The 19,226-nt window shown below is 73.4% G+C and carries 21 protein-coding genes and 1 riboswitch; of the genes, 12 read left to right on the plus strand and 9 right to left on the minus strand.

The window, feature by feature from the left end; translation table 11 throughout:
* The first annotated feature begins 205 nt into the window (after positions 1-205).
* Positions 206-1,264: a polyprenyl synthetase family protein gene (locus IEZ12_RS00140; RefSeq protein WP_229847098.1), complete on the plus strand. Its 1,059-nt coding sequence runs from the start codon at positions 206-208 to the stop codon at positions 1,262-1,264.
* Here IEZ12_RS00140 and IEZ12_RS00145 read toward each other — a convergent pair whose 3' ends face one another.
* The 4 genes from IEZ12_RS00145 to IEZ12_RS00160 all read right to left on the minus strand — a co-directional run bounded on the left by IEZ12_RS00145 (position 1,265) and on the right by IEZ12_RS00160 (position 4,376).
* Positions 1,265-1,891: a VanZ family protein gene (locus tag IEZ12_RS00145; RefSeq protein WP_229847099.1), complete on the minus strand. Its 627-nt coding sequence runs from the start codon at positions 1,889-1,891 to the stop codon at positions 1,265-1,267.
* Positions 1,892-2,139: 248 nt separating this feature from the next.
* Positions 2,140-2,787: a thiamine phosphate synthase gene (gene thiE, locus IEZ12_RS00150; protein WP_189270209.1), complete on the minus strand. Its 648-nt coding sequence runs from the start codon at positions 2,785-2,787 to the stop codon at positions 2,140-2,142.
* Positions 2,784-3,149, minus strand: a complete 366-nt coding sequence (locus tag IEZ12_RS00155; protein WP_189270210.1) for an Rv2175c family DNA-binding protein — start codon at positions 3,147-3,149, stop codon at positions 2,784-2,786. The genes thiE and IEZ12_RS00155 overlap by 4 nt, the downstream gene beginning before the upstream one ends.
* Before the next feature lie 21 nt (positions 3,150-3,170).
* Entirely contained in the window at positions 3,171-4,376 is a 1,206-nt protein-coding gene (locus IEZ12_RS00160; RefSeq protein WP_189270211.1) for an NAD(P)/FAD-dependent oxidoreductase, read from the minus strand.
* Between the two features lie 48 nt (positions 4,377-4,424).
* Positions 4,425-4,537, plus strand: a riboswitch (TPP riboswitch).
* Between IEZ12_RS00160 and thiO the strand changes: the two genes are divergently transcribed.
* The 5 genes from thiO to pknB all read left to right on the plus strand — a co-directional run bounded on the left by thiO (position 4,532) and on the right by pknB (position 8,868).
* Entirely contained in the window at positions 4,532-5,692 is a 1,161-nt protein-coding gene (thiO, locus tag IEZ12_RS00165; protein WP_229847100.1) for a glycine oxidase ThiO, read from the plus strand. (Overlaps the previous riboswitch by 6 nt.)
* Complete coding sequence (gene thiS / locus IEZ12_RS00170) at positions 5,689-5,898, plus strand: sulfur carrier protein ThiS (RefSeq protein ID WP_043913501.1); 210 nt, start codon at positions 5,689-5,691, stop codon at positions 5,896-5,898. Before thiO ends, thiS begins: the two co-directional genes overlap by 4 nt.
* Before the next feature lies 1 nt (position 5,899).
* Positions 5,900-6,691: a thiazole synthase gene (locus IEZ12_RS00175; protein ID WP_043913502.1), complete on the plus strand. Its 792-nt coding sequence runs from the start codon at positions 5,900-5,902 to the stop codon at positions 6,689-6,691.
* A gap of 55 nt (positions 6,692-6,746) precedes the next feature.
* Complete coding sequence (locus tag IEZ12_RS00180; RefSeq protein ID WP_189270212.1) at positions 6,747-7,094, plus strand: hypothetical protein; 348 nt, start codon at positions 6,747-6,749, stop codon at positions 7,092-7,094.
* A 43-nt stretch (positions 7,095-7,137) separates the two neighbouring features.
* On the plus strand, positions 7,138-8,868 hold the full coding sequence (gene pknB / locus IEZ12_RS00185; protein WP_229847154.1) for a Stk1 family PASTA domain-containing Ser/Thr kinase: 1,731 nt from the start codon (positions 7,138-7,140) through the stop codon (positions 8,866-8,868).
* 4 nt (positions 8,869-8,872) lie between these two features.
* Here pknB and IEZ12_RS00190 read toward each other — a convergent pair whose 3' ends face one another.
* Entirely contained in the window at positions 8,873-9,502 is a 630-nt protein-coding gene (locus IEZ12_RS00190; protein ID WP_189270214.1) for a sulfite oxidase-like oxidoreductase, read from the minus strand.
* Between the two features lie 287 nt (positions 9,503-9,789).
* Between IEZ12_RS00190 and bfr the strand changes: the two genes are divergently transcribed.
* Positions 9,790-10,269 (plus strand): bacterioferritin, encoded by a 480-nt coding sequence (gene bfr / locus IEZ12_RS00195; protein WP_189270215.1) that lies wholly within the window; start codon positions 9,790-9,792, stop codon positions 10,267-10,269.
* A gap of 18 nt (positions 10,270-10,287) precedes the next feature.
* Here bfr and IEZ12_RS00200 read toward each other — a convergent pair whose 3' ends face one another.
* Together IEZ12_RS00200 and IEZ12_RS00205 are read right to left on the minus strand one after the other, a co-directional pair.
* Entirely contained in the window at positions 10,288-10,521 is a 234-nt protein-coding gene (locus IEZ12_RS00200; RefSeq protein ID WP_043913506.1) for a (2Fe-2S)-binding protein, read from the minus strand.
* Positions 10,522-10,661: 140 nt separating this feature from the next.
* Positions 10,662-11,993: a class II 3-deoxy-7-phosphoheptulonate synthase gene (locus IEZ12_RS00205; protein WP_043913507.1), complete on the minus strand. Its 1,332-nt coding sequence runs from the start codon at positions 11,991-11,993 to the stop codon at positions 10,662-10,664.
* Positions 11,994-12,290: 297 nt separating this feature from the next.
* On the opposite strand from IEZ12_RS00205, the gene IEZ12_RS00210 reads away from it, so the two are divergent.
* The 5 genes from IEZ12_RS00210 to IEZ12_RS00230 all read left to right on the plus strand — a co-directional run bounded on the left by IEZ12_RS00210 (position 12,291) and on the right by IEZ12_RS00230 (position 17,428).
* On the plus strand, positions 12,291-14,228 hold the full coding sequence (locus IEZ12_RS00210; protein WP_189270216.1) for an anthranilate synthase family protein: 1,938 nt from the start codon (positions 12,291-12,293) through the stop codon (positions 14,226-14,228).
* 135 nt (positions 14,229-14,363) lie between these two features.
* Positions 14,364-14,687 (plus strand): CU044_2847 family protein, encoded by a 324-nt coding sequence (locus tag IEZ12_RS00215; RefSeq protein ID WP_229847101.1) that lies wholly within the window; start codon positions 14,364-14,366, stop codon positions 14,685-14,687.
* Complete coding sequence (locus IEZ12_RS00220) at positions 14,684-15,571, plus strand: trypsin-like peptidase domain-containing protein (protein WP_189270218.1); 888 nt, start codon at positions 14,684-14,686, stop codon at positions 15,569-15,571. The genes IEZ12_RS00215 and IEZ12_RS00220 overlap by 4 nt, the downstream gene beginning before the upstream one ends.
* Before the next feature lie 33 nt (positions 15,572-15,604).
* On the plus strand, positions 15,605-16,534 hold the full coding sequence (locus tag IEZ12_RS00225; RefSeq protein WP_189270219.1) for a hypothetical protein: 930 nt from the start codon (positions 15,605-15,607) through the stop codon (positions 16,532-16,534).
* Positions 16,535-16,543: 9 nt separating this feature from the next.
* The gene (locus IEZ12_RS00230; RefSeq protein WP_189270220.1) at positions 16,544-17,428 is read left to right on the plus strand and encodes a substrate-binding periplasmic protein; all 885 of its coding nucleotides are present in this window, start codon (positions 16,544-16,546) and stop codon (positions 17,426-17,428) included.
* On the opposite strand, the gene IEZ12_RS00235 is transcribed toward IEZ12_RS00230, so the two are convergent.
* Complete coding sequence (locus IEZ12_RS00235; protein WP_100585975.1) at positions 17,425-18,093, minus strand: response regulator; 669 nt, start codon at positions 18,091-18,093, stop codon at positions 17,425-17,427. The two genes, IEZ12_RS00230 and IEZ12_RS00235, sit on opposite strands and share 4 nt — an antisense overlap.
* Entirely contained in the window at positions 18,086-19,204 is a 1,119-nt protein-coding gene (gene macS, locus IEZ12_RS00240; protein ID WP_373295428.1) for a MacS family sensor histidine kinase, read from the minus strand. The genes IEZ12_RS00235 and macS overlap by 8 nt, the downstream gene beginning before the upstream one ends.
* Between the last annotated feature and the right edge of the window lie 22 nt (positions 19,205-19,226).

Raw genomic sequence — 19,226 nt, forward strand, 5'->3', positions numbered from 1 at the left:
CTTCGGCGGCGCGGCCCGGACAAACCGTGTCCAGGAGCTGAGACACGTGTTGAGATTTCCGGACAGGCCCCGACGGCCCGGCCCGGACCTCGACGGATCGGCGCACCCGGGCGGGGGCGTTAGTCTGACTGTCAGACCAATCTATCCGGAGTTCCAGGTGCCCTCCTCCACCCGTCTTCCCCGCAATCCCATCGATGCGGAGGACGTGCGCGACCGCGTCAACGCCGCGTTGAGCGCGTTCATGGCCGAACGGACCGCCCTGCTCTCCGGCATCTCCGACCAGCTGGGTCCGGTCGCCGACGCGCTGCGCGAGTTCCTCCTCGACGGCGGCAAGCGGCTCCGCCCGGCGTTCTGCTACTGGGGCTGGCGCGCGGCCGGCGGCGACGCCGACGAGCCCGGCATCGAGCGGGCCGCGGCCGCCCTGGAGCTGCTGCAGGCCAGCGCCCTGGTGCACGACGACCTGATGGACCGCAGCGACACCCGTCGCGGCCTGCCGTCCATCCACCGCCGCTTCGAGGGCCTGCACCGGTCCAGCGGCTGGCGCGGCGACCGCGAGCAGTACGGCGCGTCCGCCGCGGTGCTGCTCGGCGATCTGCTGCTGATCTGGTGCGACGAGCTGTTCCAGCGCTCGGGGCTGCCCGCCGCCGCGGTCTCCGCCGCCAAGCCGGCGTTCGACCTGATGCGCACCGAGGTCATGCTCGGTCAGTACCTGGACGTGCTGGAGCCGGTGGCGGGCGACTCCACCGACGCCGACGCGCTGGACCGCGCCCGGACGGTGCTGCACTACAAGTCCGCGAAGTACACCATCGAACGCCCGCTGCAGGTCGGCGCGCTGCTGGCCGGCGCCGGCCCCGACCTGGTCGAGGCGCTCGGCAACTTCGGCCTGCCGCTGGGCGAGGCGTTCCAGCTCCGGGACGACCTGCTCGGCGTGTTCGGCGACCCGGCGGTCACCGGAAAGCCGGCCGGCGACGACCTCCGCGAGGGCAAGCGCACCCTGCTGGTCGCGCACGCCATGCGCGGCCTGTCGGAGAGAGACGCCAAGACCCTGGACGCCCGCCTCGGCGCGCCCGACCTCACCGCGGACGAGGTGGCCGGGCTGCGCGACCTGATCTCCGCCAGCGGCGCCCCGGCGATCGTCGAGGCCCGCATCGACCAGCTGCTCACCGAAGCGCTGACCGCCCTGCGCAACGCGCCGATCGCCGACGGCCCGACCCGCGAGGTGCTCCAGGCCCTCGCCGACGCGGCGACGGTGCGCAAGTACTGATCAGCGGGCCCACCACCGCCGGGCGGCGAGCGCGGCCAGCCCGGCGCCGGTGGCGTTCAGCAGGACGTCGTCCACCGAGGAGACCCGGTCCAACCACAGCACGTACTGGGCGGTCTCCACCAGCACCGAACAGGCCGCACCGAGCGCCAGCATCCGGGGCACGGACGCCAGCGCACGGAACCGCATCGGCGCGAAGAAGCCGAGCGCCGCGAACACCAGCAGGTTGCCGCCGATCTGCACCACCGCGGTGACCGGCGTGCCCTGGGTGAGGACCTCGTACAGGTCCCGCAACGGCAGCAGGCTGACCCGCCGGGGCGCGACGCCCGCCCCGGGCCCCGGCAGCAGGATCATCCAGACCCACGGAACCGTCCCGTGCACCATGGCGACCTCGGCGAACGACCGCCCCCACCCCCGGTCGCCCCGCCGCCGGGCCAGCACCCACACCAGCCCCGCCGACAGCGGCAACGCGACCAGCGACCAGAACACCGCCGCATTGACCGTCCCGAGCCACGGCTGCCACCCGGCACGGTGATGCAACGGCCGCTGCGCAACGAACGCGACGGCCGCAGCGAGAAGGACGACCGGAGCGAGCAGCACGGCCCGGCGGGCACGGAATTCGGGGTTCACGACTGCACGGAGGCCACCAGAGCCACCAACGGTTCCCGGGAAGCGCAGGAACCCGTGAGGGCGCGAAACCAGGGGCGCGGGGAACTGCGCGAAGGGGAACGCACCCGTCGGAAAGATCGCAGCGCAAGGCAATGACTTGCACGTGATCGCGACCTTACGGACGGGCCTTGCGCTTGTCGCGCAGTTCTCCCCCAACCCTGGCGGGCCGGGAGGCGCCCCCACGCGCCCCTGATCGGTCACCCACCTGCCTACCGCAGGCGCGCAGCCAGTTGCGCCGCCGCCGCGCCCGGGTCCTCGGCGGCCGTGAGGGCCCGGACGACCACGATGCGGGTGGCGCCGGCGGCCAGGACCTGGTCGAGGTTGTCGTGGTCGATGCCGCCGATCGCGAACCAGGGTCGGGTCGGGTCGGCGGCAGCCGCGTAGCGGACCAGGTCGAGGCCGGGAGCGTGGCGGCCGGGCTTGGTGGGGGTGGGCCAGACCGGGCCGGTGCAGAAGTAGTCGACGCCGGGCTCGGTGATCGCCGCGTCCACTTCGGTCTCGGCGTGGCAGGAGCGTCCGATCAGGACGTCCTCGCCGAGGATGGCCCGGGCGACGGCCACCGGCAGGTCGTCCTGCCCGAGGTGCAGCACGTCGGGGCGGGCGCCGAAGGCGACGTCGGCGCGGTCGTTGACGGCCAGCAGCTTGCCGTGCCGCCGGGCCGCGTCCGCGAAGACCTCCAGGTAGTCGAGCTCCTGGCGGGCCTCCAGGTTCTTGTCCCGGAGCTGGACGATGTCGACGCCGCCGGCCAGCACGGCGTCCAGGAAGTCGGCCAGGTCGCCCTGCTCGCGCCGGGCGTCGGTGCACAGGTAGAGCTTCGCGTCGGCGAGCTGCTGACGGGCTGCCACCGGGCTGGTCACAGCGCCATGGCCTGGGCGCGGCGCTTGACCTCGGTGCCGCGGTTCTCGCGCAGCGCCTGGATCGGGCTGCCGGGCAGCGATGGGTCCTCGGTGAACATCCACTCCAGGATCTCCTGGTCGGAGAAGCCGCAGTCGCGGAGCACCGTGAGGGTGCCGACCAGGTGCTTGACCGGGCCGTCGTCCTCGATGAAGTCGGCGGGCACCTGGAGGGAGTTGTTCTCGCCGCGGCGGACGGCCAACAGGGTGCGGTTCCTCACCATGTCGCGGACCTCGGTGATCACCACGCCCCACCGCTCGGAGATGTCGGGCAGGTACAGCCACGCGGGGACCAGGGCGTCAATCTTGGGATCAATAGTGCTCACGGCACCCAGCCTACCGACCCGCTACCTGGCCGCCGCCTTCAGCTGGACGGCCGGGTCGGCGGCGAGCTCCGGGTCGAGCACCGTGCCTCGTTCGATCAGGCGGCGGCCCTGCGCCAGGTCGCGCGGCCGGTCCACGGCCAGCAGGGCGACCAGCGCGCCGTCGCGCAGCCACAGCACCGACCAGTCCCGGCCGGACGGGGAGCCGCGCCACAGCAGGTGGTCGGCCCCGGCGTGCCGGCCGGCGTACTGCACCATGCGGTCGAACTGCTCGGACCAGAAGTACGGGACGGGGTCGTAGGGCGCGTCCAGGGCGCCGAGCACGGAGGCGGCGACGGTGCCGCCGGAGTGCAGGGCGTGGTCCCAGTGCTGGACGGCCAGCCGGGCGCCGAACCGGGCGGACGGGTAGGAGACGCAGTCGCCGGCCGCCCAGACGCCGGGCAGCGCGGTGCGCAGGCGGTCGTCGACCGGGATCGTGCCGTCGGGGTCGAGGGCGAGCGGGCTGTCGGCGAGCCAGCCGGTGGCGGGGCGGGCGCCGATGCCGACCACCACCTCGTCGGCGGGCAGGTGGGTGCCGTCGGCGAGCAGCACCCCGCCGTCGGCGGCCCCGGCGACGCCGACGCCGCAGCGCAGTTCGACGCCGGCGGCGGCGTACCACTCGGTCATCAGCGTGCCGAGTTCGGCGGGCAGCGCCCCGGCCAGCGGAGTGGCGGCGGCCTCGACGACGGTGACGTGGCAGCCGAGGGCGCGGGCGACGGTGGCGGTCTCGGCGCCGATCCAGCCCGCGCCGACCAGCACGATCCGCTTGCCGGGGGTGAGCGCGGCGCGCAGCGCGTGCGCGTCGTCGACGGTGCGCAGGGTGCGGGCGTCGGGCAGGCCCGGCAGCGTGCGGGGGTCGGCGCCGGTGGCGATCACCAGGGCGCTGTAGGGGAGTTCGGCGCGGTCGGTGTGCAGCACGCCGGCGTTCAGGCCGGTGGCCCGGTGGCCGGTGAGCAGGTCGACGCCGAGGTCGCTCCAGTCGATCTCGAAGGCGGTGGCGTCGGCCTTGCCGAGCAGCACGTTCTTGGAGAGCGGCGGCCGGTCGTACGGCAGGTGGAGTTCCTCGCCGACCAGGGTGACGGCGCCCTGCCAGCCGCCCTGCCGCAGGTTCAGGGCGGCCTGTGCGCCCGCCATGCCCGCCCCGACCACGACGACCCGGTCCGTTGCCCTCAGCTCAGCCACGGCGTCCACCCTAACCGGCCCGCTGCCGCTACGGGCACCGGCGTTAAAGTGGAGGGACTGAACTATCACGGGAGCCCGGCGCACCGGGCTGAGAGGCGGGCTGTGGCGGCCCGCGACCGTCCGAACCTGATCCGGGTCATGCCGGCGAAGGGAGAAGAAGTGCTGTGGCACCTACCGACGTGCTGGTGATCGGCGGCGGCATCATCGGCCTCGGCGTCGCCTGGCGCACCGCGCAGCGCGGGCTGAGCGTCGCGGTGGTGGACCCGTCGCCGGGCGGCGGCGCGGCGCAGGTCGCCGCCGGGATGCTCGCGCCGGTCACCGAACTCCAGTACGGCGAGGAGCCGTTGCTGCGCCTGGGCGTGGCGTCGAACGAGCGCTACGGCGCGTTCGCGGCCGAGCTGACCGAGCTGACCGGCCTGGACACCGGCTACCGCCGCACCGGCACGCTGGCCGTCGCGCTGGACTCCGACGACCGCGAGGAGCTGCGCGAACTGCACGCCTTCCACGGCCGGTTGGGCCTGGAGTCGCAGTGGCTGACCGGCCGGGAGTGCCGGCGGCTGGAGCCGATGCTGGCCCCGGGCGTACGCGGCGGCCTGCACGTCGCCGAGGACCACCAGGTGGACGGCCGCCGCCTCGCCGCCGCGCTGGTCGCGGCCTGCAAGCTGCTGGGCGTCGCCTTCCACCGCACCCAGGCCGCCGAACTGCTGGTCGACCGCGACGGGCCCGACGGCGACCGGGCCATCGGCGTGCGGCTGTTGACGGGCGAGCAACTGACCGCCGGACGGACGGTGCTGGCGGCCGGCTCCCGCAGCCACCTGCTGCCGGGCCTGCCGGACGGGGTGCTGCCGGCGATCCGCCCGGTGAAGGGGCAGGTGGTGCGGCTGCGGATCCCGAAGCTGTACGCGCCGTTCCTGTCCCGCAACGTGCGCGCCGTGGTGCGCGGGCAGCACCTGTACCTGGTGCCGCGCGCCGACGGCGAGTTGGTGATCGGCGCGACCACCGAGGAGATGGGCCACGACACCACCGTCACCGCGGGCGGCGTGTACGAGCTGCTCCGGGACGCGCACGAACTCGTGCCCGGCATCACCGAGTTGCCACTGGTGGAGACCAACGCGGGGCTGCGGCCGGGCTCGCCCGACAACGCGCCGCTGCTCGGCCCGACCGCACTGCCCGGCCTGGCCGCCGCCACCGGGCACTACCGCAACGGCGTGCTGCTCACCCCGGTCACCGCCGACCTGCTCGCCGACTACCTGGCCACCGGCGAACTCTCCCCGCTGGCGGCCGACTTCACCCCCGACCGCTTCCGCACCGAGGTGCCCGCATGAACACCGTCGCCCTGACCGTCAACGGCGAACCCCGCACACTGCCCGAAGCCACCACCCTGGACGCGGTGGTCGCCGAGGTGTCCGCCGCCAACACCGGCGTCGCCGCCGCCGTCAACGAGGCCGTGGTGCCGCGCAGTTCGTGGCCGACCACGGCGCTGCTGGCGGGCGACCGGGTGGAGATCCTCACCGCCGTGCAGGGAGGCTGAGATGGCCGACGACCTGCTGACCATCGGCGACACGACCTTCGCCTCCCGCCTGATCATGGGCACCGGCGGCGCGCCCAGCCTGGACGTGCTGGAGCAGGCGCTGCGGGTCTCCGGCACCGAACTGACCACGGTGGCGATGCGCCGGGTCAACACCGCCACCCAGGGCTCGGTGCTGGAGGTGCTGGCCCGCAACGGCATCCGGGTCCTCCCGAACACGGCCGGCTGCTACACCGCCGGCGAGGCCGTGCTCACCGCCCGCCTCGCCCGCGAGGCGCTCGGCACCGACTGGGTGAAGTTGGAGGTGATCGCCGACGAGCGCACCCTGCTGCCCGATCCGATCGAACTCCTGGACGCCGCCGAGACCTTGGTCGACGACGGCTTCACCGTGCTGCCGTACACCAACGACGACCCGGTGCTGGCCCGCAAGCTGGAGGACGTCGGCTGCGCGGCGATCATGCCGCTGGGCTCGCCGATCGGCTCCGGCCTGGGCATCCGCAACCCGCACAACTTCCAGCTGATCGTGGAGTCCGCGAACGTCCCGGTGGTGCTCGACGCGGGTGCGGGCACCGCCAGCGACGTCGCCCTGGCGATGGAACTCGGCTGCTCCGCCGTGATGCTGGCGTCCGCCGTGACCCGCGCCCAGGACCCGGTGCTGATGGCCGACGCGATGCGCCGCGCCGTCGAAGCCGGCCGCCTCGCCCACCGGGCCGGCCGGATCCCGCGCCGCTACTACGCCGAGGCCTCCTCCCCCACCGCCGGCCTGGCCGACACCCGGGAGCGCCCGGCGTTCTGACGGCGCGCCCGAACCGCCGGGCGCCCCGGCGCGTCCTCGGGGCGAGGGGGTGCGCATGGCACAGGCACGACGGAACCGGGCCGACCTGGTGGGCGCGGTGCTGTTCGGCGCGGCGGCGGCGCTGCTGACCGGCGCGCTGCTGTGTCTGATCCGGCAGTTCACCCACCTCGCCCCGGGACTGGAGACGGCCGGACGCAACGCCCCGCGCGACGGCGCGGTACGGCTCTCCGGGCTGCTGCTGCTCCCGGTGCTGGTCTGCGCCGCAGTCGGCGCGGTCGGCGCCGGGCGCGACGTGGGCCGCCTGCGGCGGCTGAGCCGGGCCGGCCTGGGCGCGCTGATCGGCCACCTGCTGCTCGTCGGCGCGCTGCTCGCCCCGATCGCCGTGTCGGCGCTCCGGTCGTGATGACCGATTCGGGCGACTCGGCCCCTAGACTCCTCGGGTGGACATGACCATAGGTGACCCTCTGCTCGGCGTGCTGCTCGACGGGCGCTACCGGGTCGAGCAGCGGATCGCCGTCGGCGGCATGTCGACCGTCTACCGCGGCACCGACACCCGTCTCGACCGCGCCGTCGCACTGAAGGTGATGCACCCTTCGCTGGCGGGCGACGCCGACTTCACGGCGCGGTTCATCCGCGAGGCGAAGGCCGTGGCCCGGCTCGCGCACCCCAATGTGGTCAACGTGCTGGACCAGGGCGCGGATCCGCGCGCGGTGTTCATGGCGATGGAGTACGTCCCCGGCCGCACCCTGCGCGACCTGCTGCGCGACCGCGGCGCGCTCTCGGTGCGGGCGGCGCTGGACGTCCTGGAGCCGGTGCTGGCGGCGCTCGGCGCGGCGCACCGGGCCGGGCTGGTGCACCGGGACGTGAAGCCGGAGAACGTGCTGATCACCAACAACGGGCTGGTGAAGGTCGCGGACTTCGGCCTGGTCCGGATCATGGGCGCCGCCGATTCGAGCACCACCGCCGCCACCGAGGCGGGCCAACTGCTCGGCACCGTCTCGTACCTGGCGCCGGAGCAGATCAGTCAGGACGCGCCCACCGACCAGCGGGTCGACGTCTACGCGGCGGGCATCCTGCTGTACGAGATGCTGACCGGCGCGAAGCCGCACACCGGCGAGAACGCCGCCCAGGTGATGTACCGCCACCTGCACGAGGACGTCCCCGCGCCGTCCCGCACCGCCCCCGCGGTGGGCCGGGAGCTGGACGCGCTGGTCGCGGCCGCCACCGCCCGCGACCCGCAGGCCCGGCCGTGGGACGCGGTGGAGCTGCTGGCGGCGGTGCAGCGGGTGCGCCGCACGCTGCCGGCCGCGCAGTTGGACGCGGAGCCGCCGGCGTCCGGCCGGCCCACCCCGCAGTTCGGCCCGGGCGAGGCGACCGCGGTGATCAGCGCCCCGCCGGGCCTGGAGCGCACCAGTGTGCTGGACATCCCGCCGGAGCTGCTGCCGCCCATCCGCCCGGTGGACGAGGACCTTCCGCCGCGCCGCCGCCGCGCCGCGCGCGGCCGCAGCCGCACCCCGCTGATCTGGTCGGCGGTGGTGCTGGTGGTGGTGCTGCTGGTCGGCGGCGTGACGTACACGCTGTCCAGCGCGGTGTACGCGACGGTGCCGAGCGTGCTGGGGCAGAGCCGGCAGCAGGCCGTCACGGTGCTGGACAAGCAGGGCCTGCACGGCGCGTTCAGCGAGCAGTTCAGCGAGTCGGTGCAGGCCGGGCAGGTGATCTCCACCGATCCGGGCGTGGGCGCCAAGGTCCGCAAGAGCGACGCGGTGAAGGTGGTGGTCTCGCGCGGCCCGGAGCGGGTGCCGGTGCCGCAGGTGACGAGCCGTCCGCTGGCGGAGGCGTCGAAGGCGCTGACCGACGCCCGGCTGACGGCGGGCACCACCACCGAGCAGTTCAGCGACTCGGTGCCGAAGGGCGCGGTGATCTCCACCGACCCGGCGGCCGGGACGGCTCTGGCCCCGAACTCGCCGGTGGCGCTGACCGTTTCCAAGGGCATGCACCCGGTGCCGGACGTCTCCGGGATGTCCCGGGACGACGCGGCGAAGGCCCTGCAGGACGCCGGTTTCACCCCGCAGATCGCCGGCCTGCTGCCGTTCGGCAAGGTGACCGAGCAGTCCCCGGCCGCAGGGACGCCGCGCCCGCAGGGGTCGACGGTGACGATCACCATCAGCCTGTTCTAGCCGTTCAGCGCAGCGGGCCGTCGCCGTCCTGCTCCTGGTAGGAGTAGCGCTGCTGCTGCCAGGGGTCGGCCCGGTTGTGGTAGCCGCGTTCCTCCCAGAAGCCGCGCCGGTCGGCCCGCATGTACTCGACGGCGCGGACCCACTTGGGGCCCTTCCAGGCGTACAGGTGCGGCACCACCAGGCGGACCGGGAAGCCGTGTTCGACGGTGAGCGGCTGTCCGTCGTGGTGAGTGGCGAAGACGGTCGCCGGGTCGGCGAAGTCGGCCAGCCGCAGGTTGGCGCTGTAGCCGTACTCGGCCCACACCATGACGTGGGTGACGGTCGGGTCGGGCGGGGCCAGGTCGAGCACCGTCCGGGCGGCGACGCCGCACCACTCGTTGTCGAGCATGGAGAACTTGGTGACGCAGTGGAAGTCGCCGCGGACGGTCACCTTGGGCAGGGCGTGGAAGGCGGCGAAGTCCCAGCTGGTCTTCTCCGCGTCGGCGGTCGCCCCGAACACCTGGAAGTCCCAGCTGTGCGGCTTGAACCGGGGCACCGGCCCGTAGTGCAGAACCGGCCAGCCGCGCTGTCGACGCTGGCCCGGCGGGAGCCTCGGGTCAGAGGGCGGCGGCGGTTCCGATTGGTGCTGACCCATGGCTCCATGGTGACAGACGACGTTCGCCGAACCGCGTCCGGCCCCTTCGGGAACGCATTCCGACGGAGGGGGGCAACACGACGGAAATGCACCCGGCCATTCGGGCCAGATACCCGCTAACGGCCCAATCCGCGCAGCATCTGCGCAGGTCAGCGAATTCCCGGGCGGAACGAAACGCCGATCCGGGGCCGCCCGGTAAGCGTGGACTTACTGGAAGTGACCTCGACCGGCTGCCACGATGCGGGCAACCGGGCAGCGACCGGAACGAAGAGTCAGGAAGGCAGGCCATGCAGGGCGATCCCGAGGTCATCGAGTTCCTCAACGAGCAGCTGACCGCCGAGCTCACCGCGATCAACCAGTACTTCCTGCACGCGAAAATGCAGGAGAACAACGGCTGGACGAAGCTCGCCAAATACACCCGGCACGAGTCCTTCGACGAGATGAAGCACGCCGAGACGCTGACCGACCGGATCCTGTTCCTGGAGGGGCTGCCGAACTACCAGCGGCTGTTCCACGTCCGGATCGGGCAGACCGTCACGGAGATGTTCCAGGCCGACCGGCAGGTCGAGGTGGAGGCGATCGACCGCCTCAAGCGCGGGATCGTGGTGATGCGCGCCAAGAACGACGTCACCTCGGCGAACATCTTCGAGGACATCCTGGCCGACGAGGAACAGCACATCGACTACCTGGACACCCAGCTGGAACTGATCGACAAGCTCGGCGAGGCCCTCTACATCGCGCAGCTGATCGAGCAGCCCGACAGCTAGAGCCTGCCGGAGGGCCCGCTACGCCGCCTGCGGGGCGGCCTGCTCGGCCAGGCCGATCCGCTTGGCCAGCCGGGCGGTGGGGCACGGGCGGGCGCCGCTCTCGCCGAGCAGCGCCTGGATGCGCCGCACGCAGGAGCCGCAGTCGGTGCCGGCCTTGCAGCCGCGGGCTATCTGGCGCGGGGTGGTGGCGCCCTCGTCGATCTCCTGCTTGACCCGGGCCTCGGTGACCGCGTGGCACATGCACACGTACATGTGCGGCCCCTTCCAGCTCGGCGCTTGTTTACTGAGCCTTACCTTACCTGGTGCTCCGGGTACGAAGAAGGCCCCTCGGTCCTCGGATCACCGAAAACGGAGGGGCCTTCGTCACACCGGCCGGGGCCGGTCACGCGCCGCTACTGGCCGCGGTACATCTCGGCCACCAGGAACGCCAGGTCCAGCGACTGGCTGCGGTTGAGCCGCGGGTCGCAGGCGGTCTCATAGCGCTGGTGCAGGTCGTCGACCAGCACCTCGTCGCCGCCGCCGACGCACTCGGTGACGTCGTCGCCGGTCAGCTCCACGTGGATGCCGCCCGGGTGGGTGCCCAGCGCGCGGTGGACCTCGAAGAAGCCCTTGACCTCGTCGAGCACGTCGTCGAACTTGCGGGTCTTGTGGCCGCTGGACGCCTCGTAGGTGTTGCCGTGCATCGGGTCGCTGATCCACACCACCTGGGCGCCGGACGCGGTGACCTTCTCCACCAGGGTGGGCAGGTGGTCGCGGATCTTGCCCGCGCCCATCCGGGTGATGAAGGTGAGGCGGCCGGGCTCGCGGTCCGGGTCCAGCCGGTCGATCAGGGTGAGCGCCTCGTCGACCGAGGTGGTCGGGCCGAGCTTCACGCCGATCGGGTTGCGGATCTTCGATGCGAACTCGATGTGCGCGTGGTCGAGCTGACGGGTGCGCTCGCCGATCCACACCATGTGGCCGGAGACGTCGTACAGATCGCCGGTGCGCGAGTCGGTGCGGGTCAGCGCCGTCTCGTAGTCCAGGATCAGCGCCTCGTGCGAGGAGAAGAACTCGACCGTCTTGAACTCCTCCGGGGCCACCCCGCAGGCGTTCATGAAGGCCAGCGCCTGGTCGATCTCCCGGGCCAGCTGCTCGTAGCGCTGACCGGCCGGGGAGTTGCGCACGAAGTCCTGGTTCCAGGCGTGCACCTGGCGCAGGTCGGCGTAACCGCCGGTGGTGAAGGCGCGCACCAGGTTCAGGGTCGAGGCGGAGGCGTTGTACATCCGCTTCAGGCGCTCCGGGTCCGGAATCCGGGACTCGGGGGTGAACTCGAAGCCGTTCACCGAGTCGCCGCGGTACACCGGCAGCGTCACGCCGTCGCGGGTCTCGGTGTTCTTCGAGCGCGGCTTGGAGTACTGGCCGGCGATCCGGCCGACCTTCACCACCGGCACGGAGGCGGCGTAGGTGAGCACCGCCGCCATCTGGAGCAGGGTCTTCAGCTTGTTGCGGATGTGGTCGGCCGACACGCCGTCGAAGGCCTCGGCGCAGTCACCGCCCTGCAGCAGGAACGCCTCACCACGCGCGACGGCGCCGAGCCGGGCCCGCAGCTGGTCGCACTCGCCGGCGAAGACGAGCGGCGGATAGGAGGCGAGCTCCGCAAGGGTCTTGCGCAGAGCCTCTTGGTCCGGCCATTCAGGCTGCTGCGCCGCGGGCAGGGACTGCCAGGAGTGGTTAGTCACGGTCACAAGGGCAAGGCTACGGGGTCGCCGGAGCAGGACGGGGACGCCGCCCGGTGGGTGAGACAGCTCGTGGACATCCCCCCGGGCGGGCGAACAGTGGGCTATCGTCTGCTCCGTGACCGCGACCTACACCTGCTCCTGGTGGTGGGCCTGCCCGTTGGGCGGCCCACGGATCGCGCGTCCCTAGCTGACGAACGACGGCCGCCCTTCGGGGCGGCCGTCGGCGTCTGTGTCCAGCGTCACGACCGTTCCGGAGGGCGGCGGCAGAGCCCGCAGCCCACTCCCGGAAGGACCCCCGCAGTCGTGACCACCACCGCAGCCGACCTGCTCGCCCGGCTCACCGCGCCCGGCGCCCCCGCCTTCGCCCTGCTGCACCGCCGCGCGCCGCGGCTCGCGCCGGACACCGTCGAGCTGCTGCTCGGCACCGTCTCCGAGCACGACACGCTGGCCGAACTGCCGGTGCGCCACGGCGTGCCCGCCGACGGCCCCCGGCACGACCTGCTGGCCCTGGTCCCCTACGCCCAGCTGCGCGAACGCGGCTTCGCCGCCCGCCAGGACGGCACCCCGCTGCGCGCCCTGGCCGTCGAGGAGCAGCACGCGCTGCCGCTGGCCGAGCTGCTGGCCGCGCTGCCGAACGCGCCGGTCGAGCTGCTCGGCGGCGGGTTCGACATCGCGGACGAGGAGTACGCCGGGATCGTCCGGCGGGTGATCGAGGACGAGATCGGGCGCGGCGAGGGCGCCAACTTCGTCATCCGGCGCGACTTCCGGGCCGAACTGGCCGGCTTCTCCACCGCCACCGCGCTGACCCTGTTCCGGCGACTGCTGGAGCAGGAGCGCGGCGCGTACTGGACGTTCCTGGTGCACACCGGCGACCGGGTGCTGGTCGGCGCGTCCCCCGAGGTCCACGTCCGGCAGTCCGGCGGCACCGTGGTGATGAACCCGATCTCCGGCACCTACCGCTATCCGCCGACCGGCCCCACCGCCGAGTCCCTCCTCGAATTCCTGCGCGACCCCAAGGAGTTGGAGGAGCTCACCATGGTGGTCGACGAGGAACTGAAGATGATGTGCGCGGTCGGCGACCTCGGCGGGCAGGTGCTCGGGCCGCGGCTGAAGGAGATGTCGCACCTCGCGCACACCGAGTACGAGCTGCGCGGCCGCACCTCGCTGGACGTCCGGGAGGTGCTGCGGGAGACCATGTTCGCCGCCACCGTCACCGGCAGCCCCGTGCAGAACGCCACCCGGGTCATCGACCGGTACGAGCGCGGCGGACGCGGCTACTACTCGGGCGCGCTGGCGCTGATCGGCCGCTCCGCCAGCGGCGGCCAGCAGCTGGACTCGCCGATCTGCATCCGGGCCGCCGACATCGACCCCGCCGACGGCTCGCTGGTGGTCCGGGTCGGCGCCACCCTGGTCCGGCACTCCGACCCGTACTCGGAGGTCGCCGAGACGCACGCCAAGGCCGCCGGCGTGCTCTCCGCGATCGGCGCCCGCCCGGCCCGGCCCGCCAGGGCCGCCGCCGCCCGGCCGCGGCTCGCCGAGGACCACCGGGTGCAGGCCGCACTGGGCTCCCGCCGCGCGGGACTCGCCCCGTTCTGGCTGCGGATGCAGCAGCCGGCCGAGCCCCGGCCGGACGCGCACGCCCTGGTGGTGGACGGCGAGGACACCTTCACCGCGATGCTCGCCCACCTGCTGCGCTCGCTCGGGCACACCGTCACCGTGCTGCGCCACGACACGCCCGGGCTGCGCGAGCGGGCCGCCGCCCACCCCGGCCCGCTGGTGCTCGGCCCCGGCCCCGGCGACCCCGCCGACCCGGCCGACCCGAAGATGGCGCTGCTGCGCCCGATCGTCGCCGACGCCCTCGCCGCCGCCCGGGACGGCTCCCGCACCGCCCCGCTGCTGGCCGTCTGCCTCAGCCACCAGCTGCTGTCCGCGCAGCTCGGCCTGCCGCTGGCCCGCAAGGCCGTGCCCTACCAGGGCGCGCAGGAGGCCGTCGACCTGTTCGGCGTCCGCCGCACCGTCGGCTTCTACAACACCTTCACCGCGCGCTGCGACGGCCCCGCGGCGCAGCGGCTGGCCGCCGACGGCGTCGAGGTGGCCCGCGACCCGCGCACCGGCGACGTGCACGCGCTGCGCGGGCCGGGCTTCGCGAGCCTGCAGTTCCACCCCGAGTCGGTGCTGACCAGGGACGGCGTGGAGATCGTCGCGGAGCTGCTGCGCGGCGTCCCGGCGGTGCGCCGCTGACCCGTCCGCCACACCCGCCCCGCCCGCACCGAACGCCGAAAACGCCTAGTCCGGACTTGAGTTGACTGATATTCATATCTCGCCGCGCGAGGGGGAATCGAGGAAGACATGGCGTATTCGGCAGAACACGAAACGATGGAGATCGTCCTGGACGACGGCACCGTCCTGCACGCCGCCGTCCGGGCGGACACCGAGCGGGCGGCCGGCGACGCGGGGGCCGTCTCCCGGACGGTGACGCACAGCCTGGGCGAGGTGCGGCGGACCGTCCGGGCGGTCGGCCGCTGGGCCCGGGACACCGCGCGGGAGGCCGGCGACCCGGACTCCTTCGAGGTGGAGTTCGGGCTGACGCTGGGGCTGAAATCCGGCCAGCTGATCAGCGTGCTGGCGGAGGCGTCCGGGGAGGCCAGCCTGGTGGTGCGACTCGGCTGGTCCCGCCCGGACGAGCGCCCCGCCGAGTGACCGCGCAGGACGCGCCGGCCGCCGCGCTCTGGTTGGCCGGGTCCGACGACGAGTTCCTCGGCAGCGGCTTCCACCTGGGCGCGGGCCGGGTGGTCAGCTGCGCCCACGTGGTGGCCGGACAACCGGTGGTGACGGTCCGCCACTCCGGCACCCCGCACCCGGCCCGGGTGGTGCTGCTGGCCCCGCCCGAGCGCCCGCCCGGATCCGCCGTGCACCCGCCGCCGGACCTGGCGGTGCTGGCCGTCCCCGGCCTGGCCGACGCCCCTGCCGTCCGACTCGCCGAGCGCGACATCGCGTACGGCACGGACGTGCTGGTGCACGGCTACGCGGTGAACGCGGTGACCCGCGAGGTCGGCCCGGAGTCGACCCGGCTGACGGTGGCCGGCCCGTCGGGCATCGGCCTGCGCGGCGAACAGGGCTGGATCCCACGGGGGTTGAGCGGCAGCATGGCCGTGGACGGGAACGGCCGGGTGGTCGGCATGGTGAAGGCCACCGCGGACCACCGCAACCCGGTGGGCGGCTGGCTGACCCCGCTGTCCGAACTGCTGCCGCTGCTCGGCGGACCCCCGCCCGCGCCCGAGCCGCAGGTCACCGCGCTGTCCTGCGCCCGGCTGCTGGCCGAGGTCGCCCTGCTGGAGGACCCGGCGGTGCGGCTGGAGCTGGTCCAGTCCGTGAACGAGCAACTCGGCCCCGACGCACGGATCAAGGTGCCCTACCACGGGCATGCATACCTGCACCTGCGCGGCATCGCCGCCGCCTGCCTGAACCACAGCGACCCCGCCACCGCCCTGCCCGCGCTGCTGAACGGGGCCCTCGCCCTGTGCGGACCGCACCGGGCGCTCGCCGAACTCGGAAGACTGCTGCACATCGACCCGGAGGGGTGAGGGATGGACCGCTGCACCAGGGAGACCCGGCACATGCTGCAGCGCATCCTGTCGGGCTGGTACGAACTGGCCCTGCCGCTGCCCCACCTGGAACAGCACCTCGCCGAACAGACCGACTACGTCGTCCAGGTCCACCACACCGGCCTCCCGCAGTCCGCCCAGCGGATCGCCAAGTACCTGGCCGAGGACCACGCCCAGCCCGCCGCCGCGATCGGCCACCTGCACGACTGGCTGACCGACGCCATGGGCACCCAACTGCGCGGCGACTGGGTGGCGTTCCTCGGCCGGGTGCAGGACGCCCGCGGGCTGACGGTGGACCAGCGCGCCGACTTCGTGGTGATCGCCGAGGTGCTCTGCTTCCCGGCGCAGCCGTCGGAGCACGCCACCGGCCTGGAACTGCTCGTCCTGGCCGAAGCGGCCCTGTCCAGCGGCAGCCCCGCCCTGCTGCTGCTCGAAATCGACCGCCTCGACGAGCAGTTGGCCCAACAGGCCCGGGCCGCGGTGGAACGCTCACGGGCCTACGTCCCGCACGTGCCGACCCCGCCCCGGTACTGGCCGGTCGCAGCTGTCGTCGCCGTGCTGCTGACCGTCGCGGGCGTGGTGACGGCCGCACTGCTGCCCGGCGGGCCGCCGCCGCTGCCCGACCAGGAGGTGCGCTGGGACCCCGCCGAAGTGGAGCCGAACGGCCTGTCCACCGCACAGGTGAACGTCCCGGCGGAGGCGCACCGCCTGGTGGCGCACATCCAGCTGACGGATCAGCATCCGGCTCTCGGCAGCTGCACCGACATGCAGGTCTACCTCGACACCGACCTGGGCGAGTTCACCAAGTGGCAGCCCGCGGACGCCACGCTGTCCGTCGCCGTGCCGCCCGGCCACACCAAACTGACCATCTCCCTGCACCTGAAGGCCCCGAACGGCTGCATACAGCGCATCGACACCCAGCGCGTCGAGTTCGAACGATAGGAGGTCCCCGTGCCTGCACCACGCTTCGCCCCGCTGTCGGTCGGCCTGCTCCTGCTGGCCGGCACCCTGCTCGGCTGCGACACCGCCGACAAGAACTCGGCGGCCCCGTTCGACAGCCTGCCGATCAAGGTCGGGTTCAAGATCGGCCGCCCCGGCATGTCCGACCTCACCCACAACGGCTCCTTCGACGGCTTCGAGCCGCACGTCGCGCTGAAGGTGCTCCAGGAGTCCCTCGGCCGCAGCTACACCTCACTGACCGTGACCACCGCCAACTGGAAGGACGCCCTCAGCGACGGCAAGGTCAACCACAACAAGGTGGACCTGGTGATCGCCGACATCTCCGAGCAGGAGAGCCTGAAGACGGACTACGACCTGGCCGGCCCGTACCTGCAGACTCCGCTCGGCGTGCTCCTCAAGGCCTCGGACGGCACGCCGATCGGCAAGGCGGAGGACCTTCGCCCGCTGGCCGTCTGCGTGCAGGAGAACACCACCGCGTACGCCACCCTCCAGCTGAACGGCGGCCGGCCGCCCGTCGTCCAGCCCGACCTCGACGCCTGCATGGCCCGGCTGAACGACGGCACCGCCCAGGCGGTGCTGGCCGACTACGTGGTGCTGCAGGGCATCGCCGTCAACTCCGGCACCGGCACCGAGCACACGTACCGGGTCGCCCGGGACGCCCACATCGGCAAGGCGCAGCAGCTGATGATGGTGCTGCCCAAGGGGCACCAGAAGGCCTGCGAACTGCTCCGCAAGGCGATCGCCGACTACCTCCAGGACACCGACTGGACGACCTCGCTGAAGCAGAACCTCGGCCTCGGCGACTTCACCAACGACGAGATCCGCGACACCTTCCGACCCGTCACCACGTCCGTCGGCAACCGCTGTTCCGCTTAGCCCAGCTCCTCGTCCAGCCCCTGCTCGATCGCGTACCGGACCAGCTCGACCCGGTTGTGCAGTTGCAGCTTGCCGAGGGTGTTCTGCACGTGGTTCTGCACGGTGCGGTGGGAGAGCACCAGCCGGTCGGCGATCTGACGGTACGACAGGCCCTTGGCGACCAGCCGCAGCACCTCCGTCTCCCGGGGGGTCAGCTGCGGCGCGGCCGACTCCGCGGGGGTGCCGGGCTCGGTGGCCAGGCGGCGGAACTCGCCGAGCACCAGCCCGGCCAGGCCGGGGGTGAAGACCGGGTCGCCGAGGGCGGTACGGCGCACCGCGTCGATCAGCTCCTCGCGGCCCGCCGACTTCACCAGGTAGCCGGTGGCGCCGGACTTCACCGCCTCCAGCACGTCGGCGTGCTCGCCGCTCGCGGACAGCACCAGCACCCGCACCGCCGGGTCGGCGGCCACCACCTGGCGGCACACCTCGACGCCGGGCAGCGCGGGCAGGTTGAGGTCCAGCACCACCACCTGCGGGGCGCTCGCCCGGGCCCGGCGCACCGCCTCCTCGCCGTCCCCGGCGGTGGCGACCACCGCGAACCCGGCCTCCGCCAGGTCCCGGGCCACCCCGTCGCGCCACATCGGGTGGTCGTCCACCACCATCACCCGCACCGGCTGATCAGTCATCGCCACCCCTCCGCGGCCACCGCAGTTCCACTTCGACGCCCTCGCCGGGCACCGAGTACAGCTCGGCGCTGCCGCCGAGGTCCAGCATCCGGCCGCGGATCGACTGCGACACGCCCAGCCGGCCGTCGCGCTGCGCCTGCGCCAGCCGCCCGGCCGGGAAGCCGGGGCCGTCGTCGCGGACCGAGACGGTGACGGCCTGCGGCTCGTCCTCCAGCAGGATCCAGGCCCGGGCGCCCTCCCCGGCGTGCACCCGGACGTTGTCCAGCGCCGCGGCGACCGCGGCGGCCAGCTCGGCGGCCACCGGCGCGGGCAGCAGCACCGGTGTGGCGGGCGCGGCGACGGTGATCCGCTCGTTCGCGTGCCGGGAGACCAGCGGCCGCAGGTCCGCCTCGCCGTCGCCCGGCTCCGGCAGTTGGGCGCCCGTCATCAGCGCGCGCAGCGCCCGTTCCTGCTCCCCCGCCAGTCGGCCCAGCTCGGCGGCGTCGCCCTGCTGACGGTGCACCAGGGCGAGCACCTGCAGCACGCCGTCGTGGATGTCCCGGGACAGCCGCTCGCGCTCCCGGGTGGCGGCCTCCACCTGGAGCGCCCGGGTGAGCACCGCCTCGCTGGCCCGGGCCAGTTCGATGACGTAGCCGATCGCGCAGCCCGCGACCAGCAGCAGCACGATGTTGTGCAGGTTGTCGGGGCTGATCCCGCCGTGGCCGAGGATGTTGGCGGCGCCGATCACCGCCCCGGCGAACGCGGCGGGCCGCCAGCCGCCCTTGCCGGCGAAGCCCAGCACGGTGCCGGCCGCCCAGATGGTGGGCAGCGTCGGCGCGCCGGCGTGGATCCGGGCGGGGGTGTCGATGAAGCCGCTCTGCACGATGCCGAACACCGCGAACAGCAGGTCGGTGCCGAGCACCGCCCAGGTGCACCGCTTCGGGCCGGCGAACGCCCGGGTGCTGGCCAGCGTCCACAGGGTCAGCGCGCCCAGGTAGATCCAGCCGGACACCGGGTGCAGGAACTCCCGGTACGCGCTGAAGAACCGCAGCACCGCGTAGCCGAGCGCCAGCACCCGGAAGTACCCCATGGCGCGCCACAGCGGCAGCTCCACCGACATCCCGCCGGCCATCACGGCCGCGGTCGGACCGGTC

Source organism: Kitasatospora griseola (assembly GCF_014648555.1).
GTDB classification, from domain to species: Bacteria; Actinomycetota; Actinomycetes; order Streptomycetales; family Streptomycetaceae; genus Kitasatospora; species Kitasatospora griseola.

Bases quoted from the DNA above. Each gene is read 5' to 3' on its own strand.
- IEZ12_RS00180 (WP_189270212.1), top strand. From the start codon at position 6,747: ATGGCACAGGCACGACGGAACCGGGCCGACCTGGTGGGCGCGGTGCTG.
- IEZ12_RS00200 (WP_043913506.1), bottom strand. From the start codon at position 10,521: ATGTACGTGTGCATGTGCCACGCGGTCACCGAGGCCCGGGTCAAGCAG.
- IEZ12_RS00175 (WP_043913502.1), top strand. From the start codon at position 5,900: ATGGCCGACGACCTGCTGACCATCGGCGACACGACCTTCGCCTCCCGC.
- bfr (WP_189270215.1), top strand. From the start codon at position 9,790: ATGCAGGGCGATCCCGAGGTCATCGAGTTCCTCAACGAGCAGCTGACC.
- pknB (WP_229847154.1), top strand. From the start codon at position 7,138: ATGACCATAGGTGACCCTCTGCTCGGCGTGCTGCTCGACGGGCGCTAC.
- IEZ12_RS00215 (WP_229847101.1), top strand. From the start codon at position 14,364: ATGGAGATCGTCCTGGACGACGGCACCGTCCTGCACGCCGCCGTCCGG.
- thiS (WP_043913501.1), top strand. From the start codon at position 5,689: ATGAACACCGTCGCCCTGACCGTCAACGGCGAACCCCGCACACTGCCC.
- macS (WP_373295428.1), bottom strand. From the start codon at position 19,204: ATGGCCGGCGGGATGTCGGTGGAGCTGCCGCTGTGGCGCGCCATGGGG.
- IEZ12_RS00235 (WP_100585975.1), bottom strand. From the start codon at position 18,093: ATGACTGATCAGCCGGTGCGGGTGATGGTGGTGGACGACCACCCGATG.
- IEZ12_RS00190 (WP_189270214.1), bottom strand. From the start codon at position 9,502: ATGGGTCAGCACCAATCGGAACCGCCGCCGCCCTCTGACCCGAGGCTC.
- IEZ12_RS00225 (WP_189270219.1), top strand. From the start codon at position 15,605: ATGCTGCAGCGCATCCTGTCGGGCTGGTACGAACTGGCCCTGCCGCTG.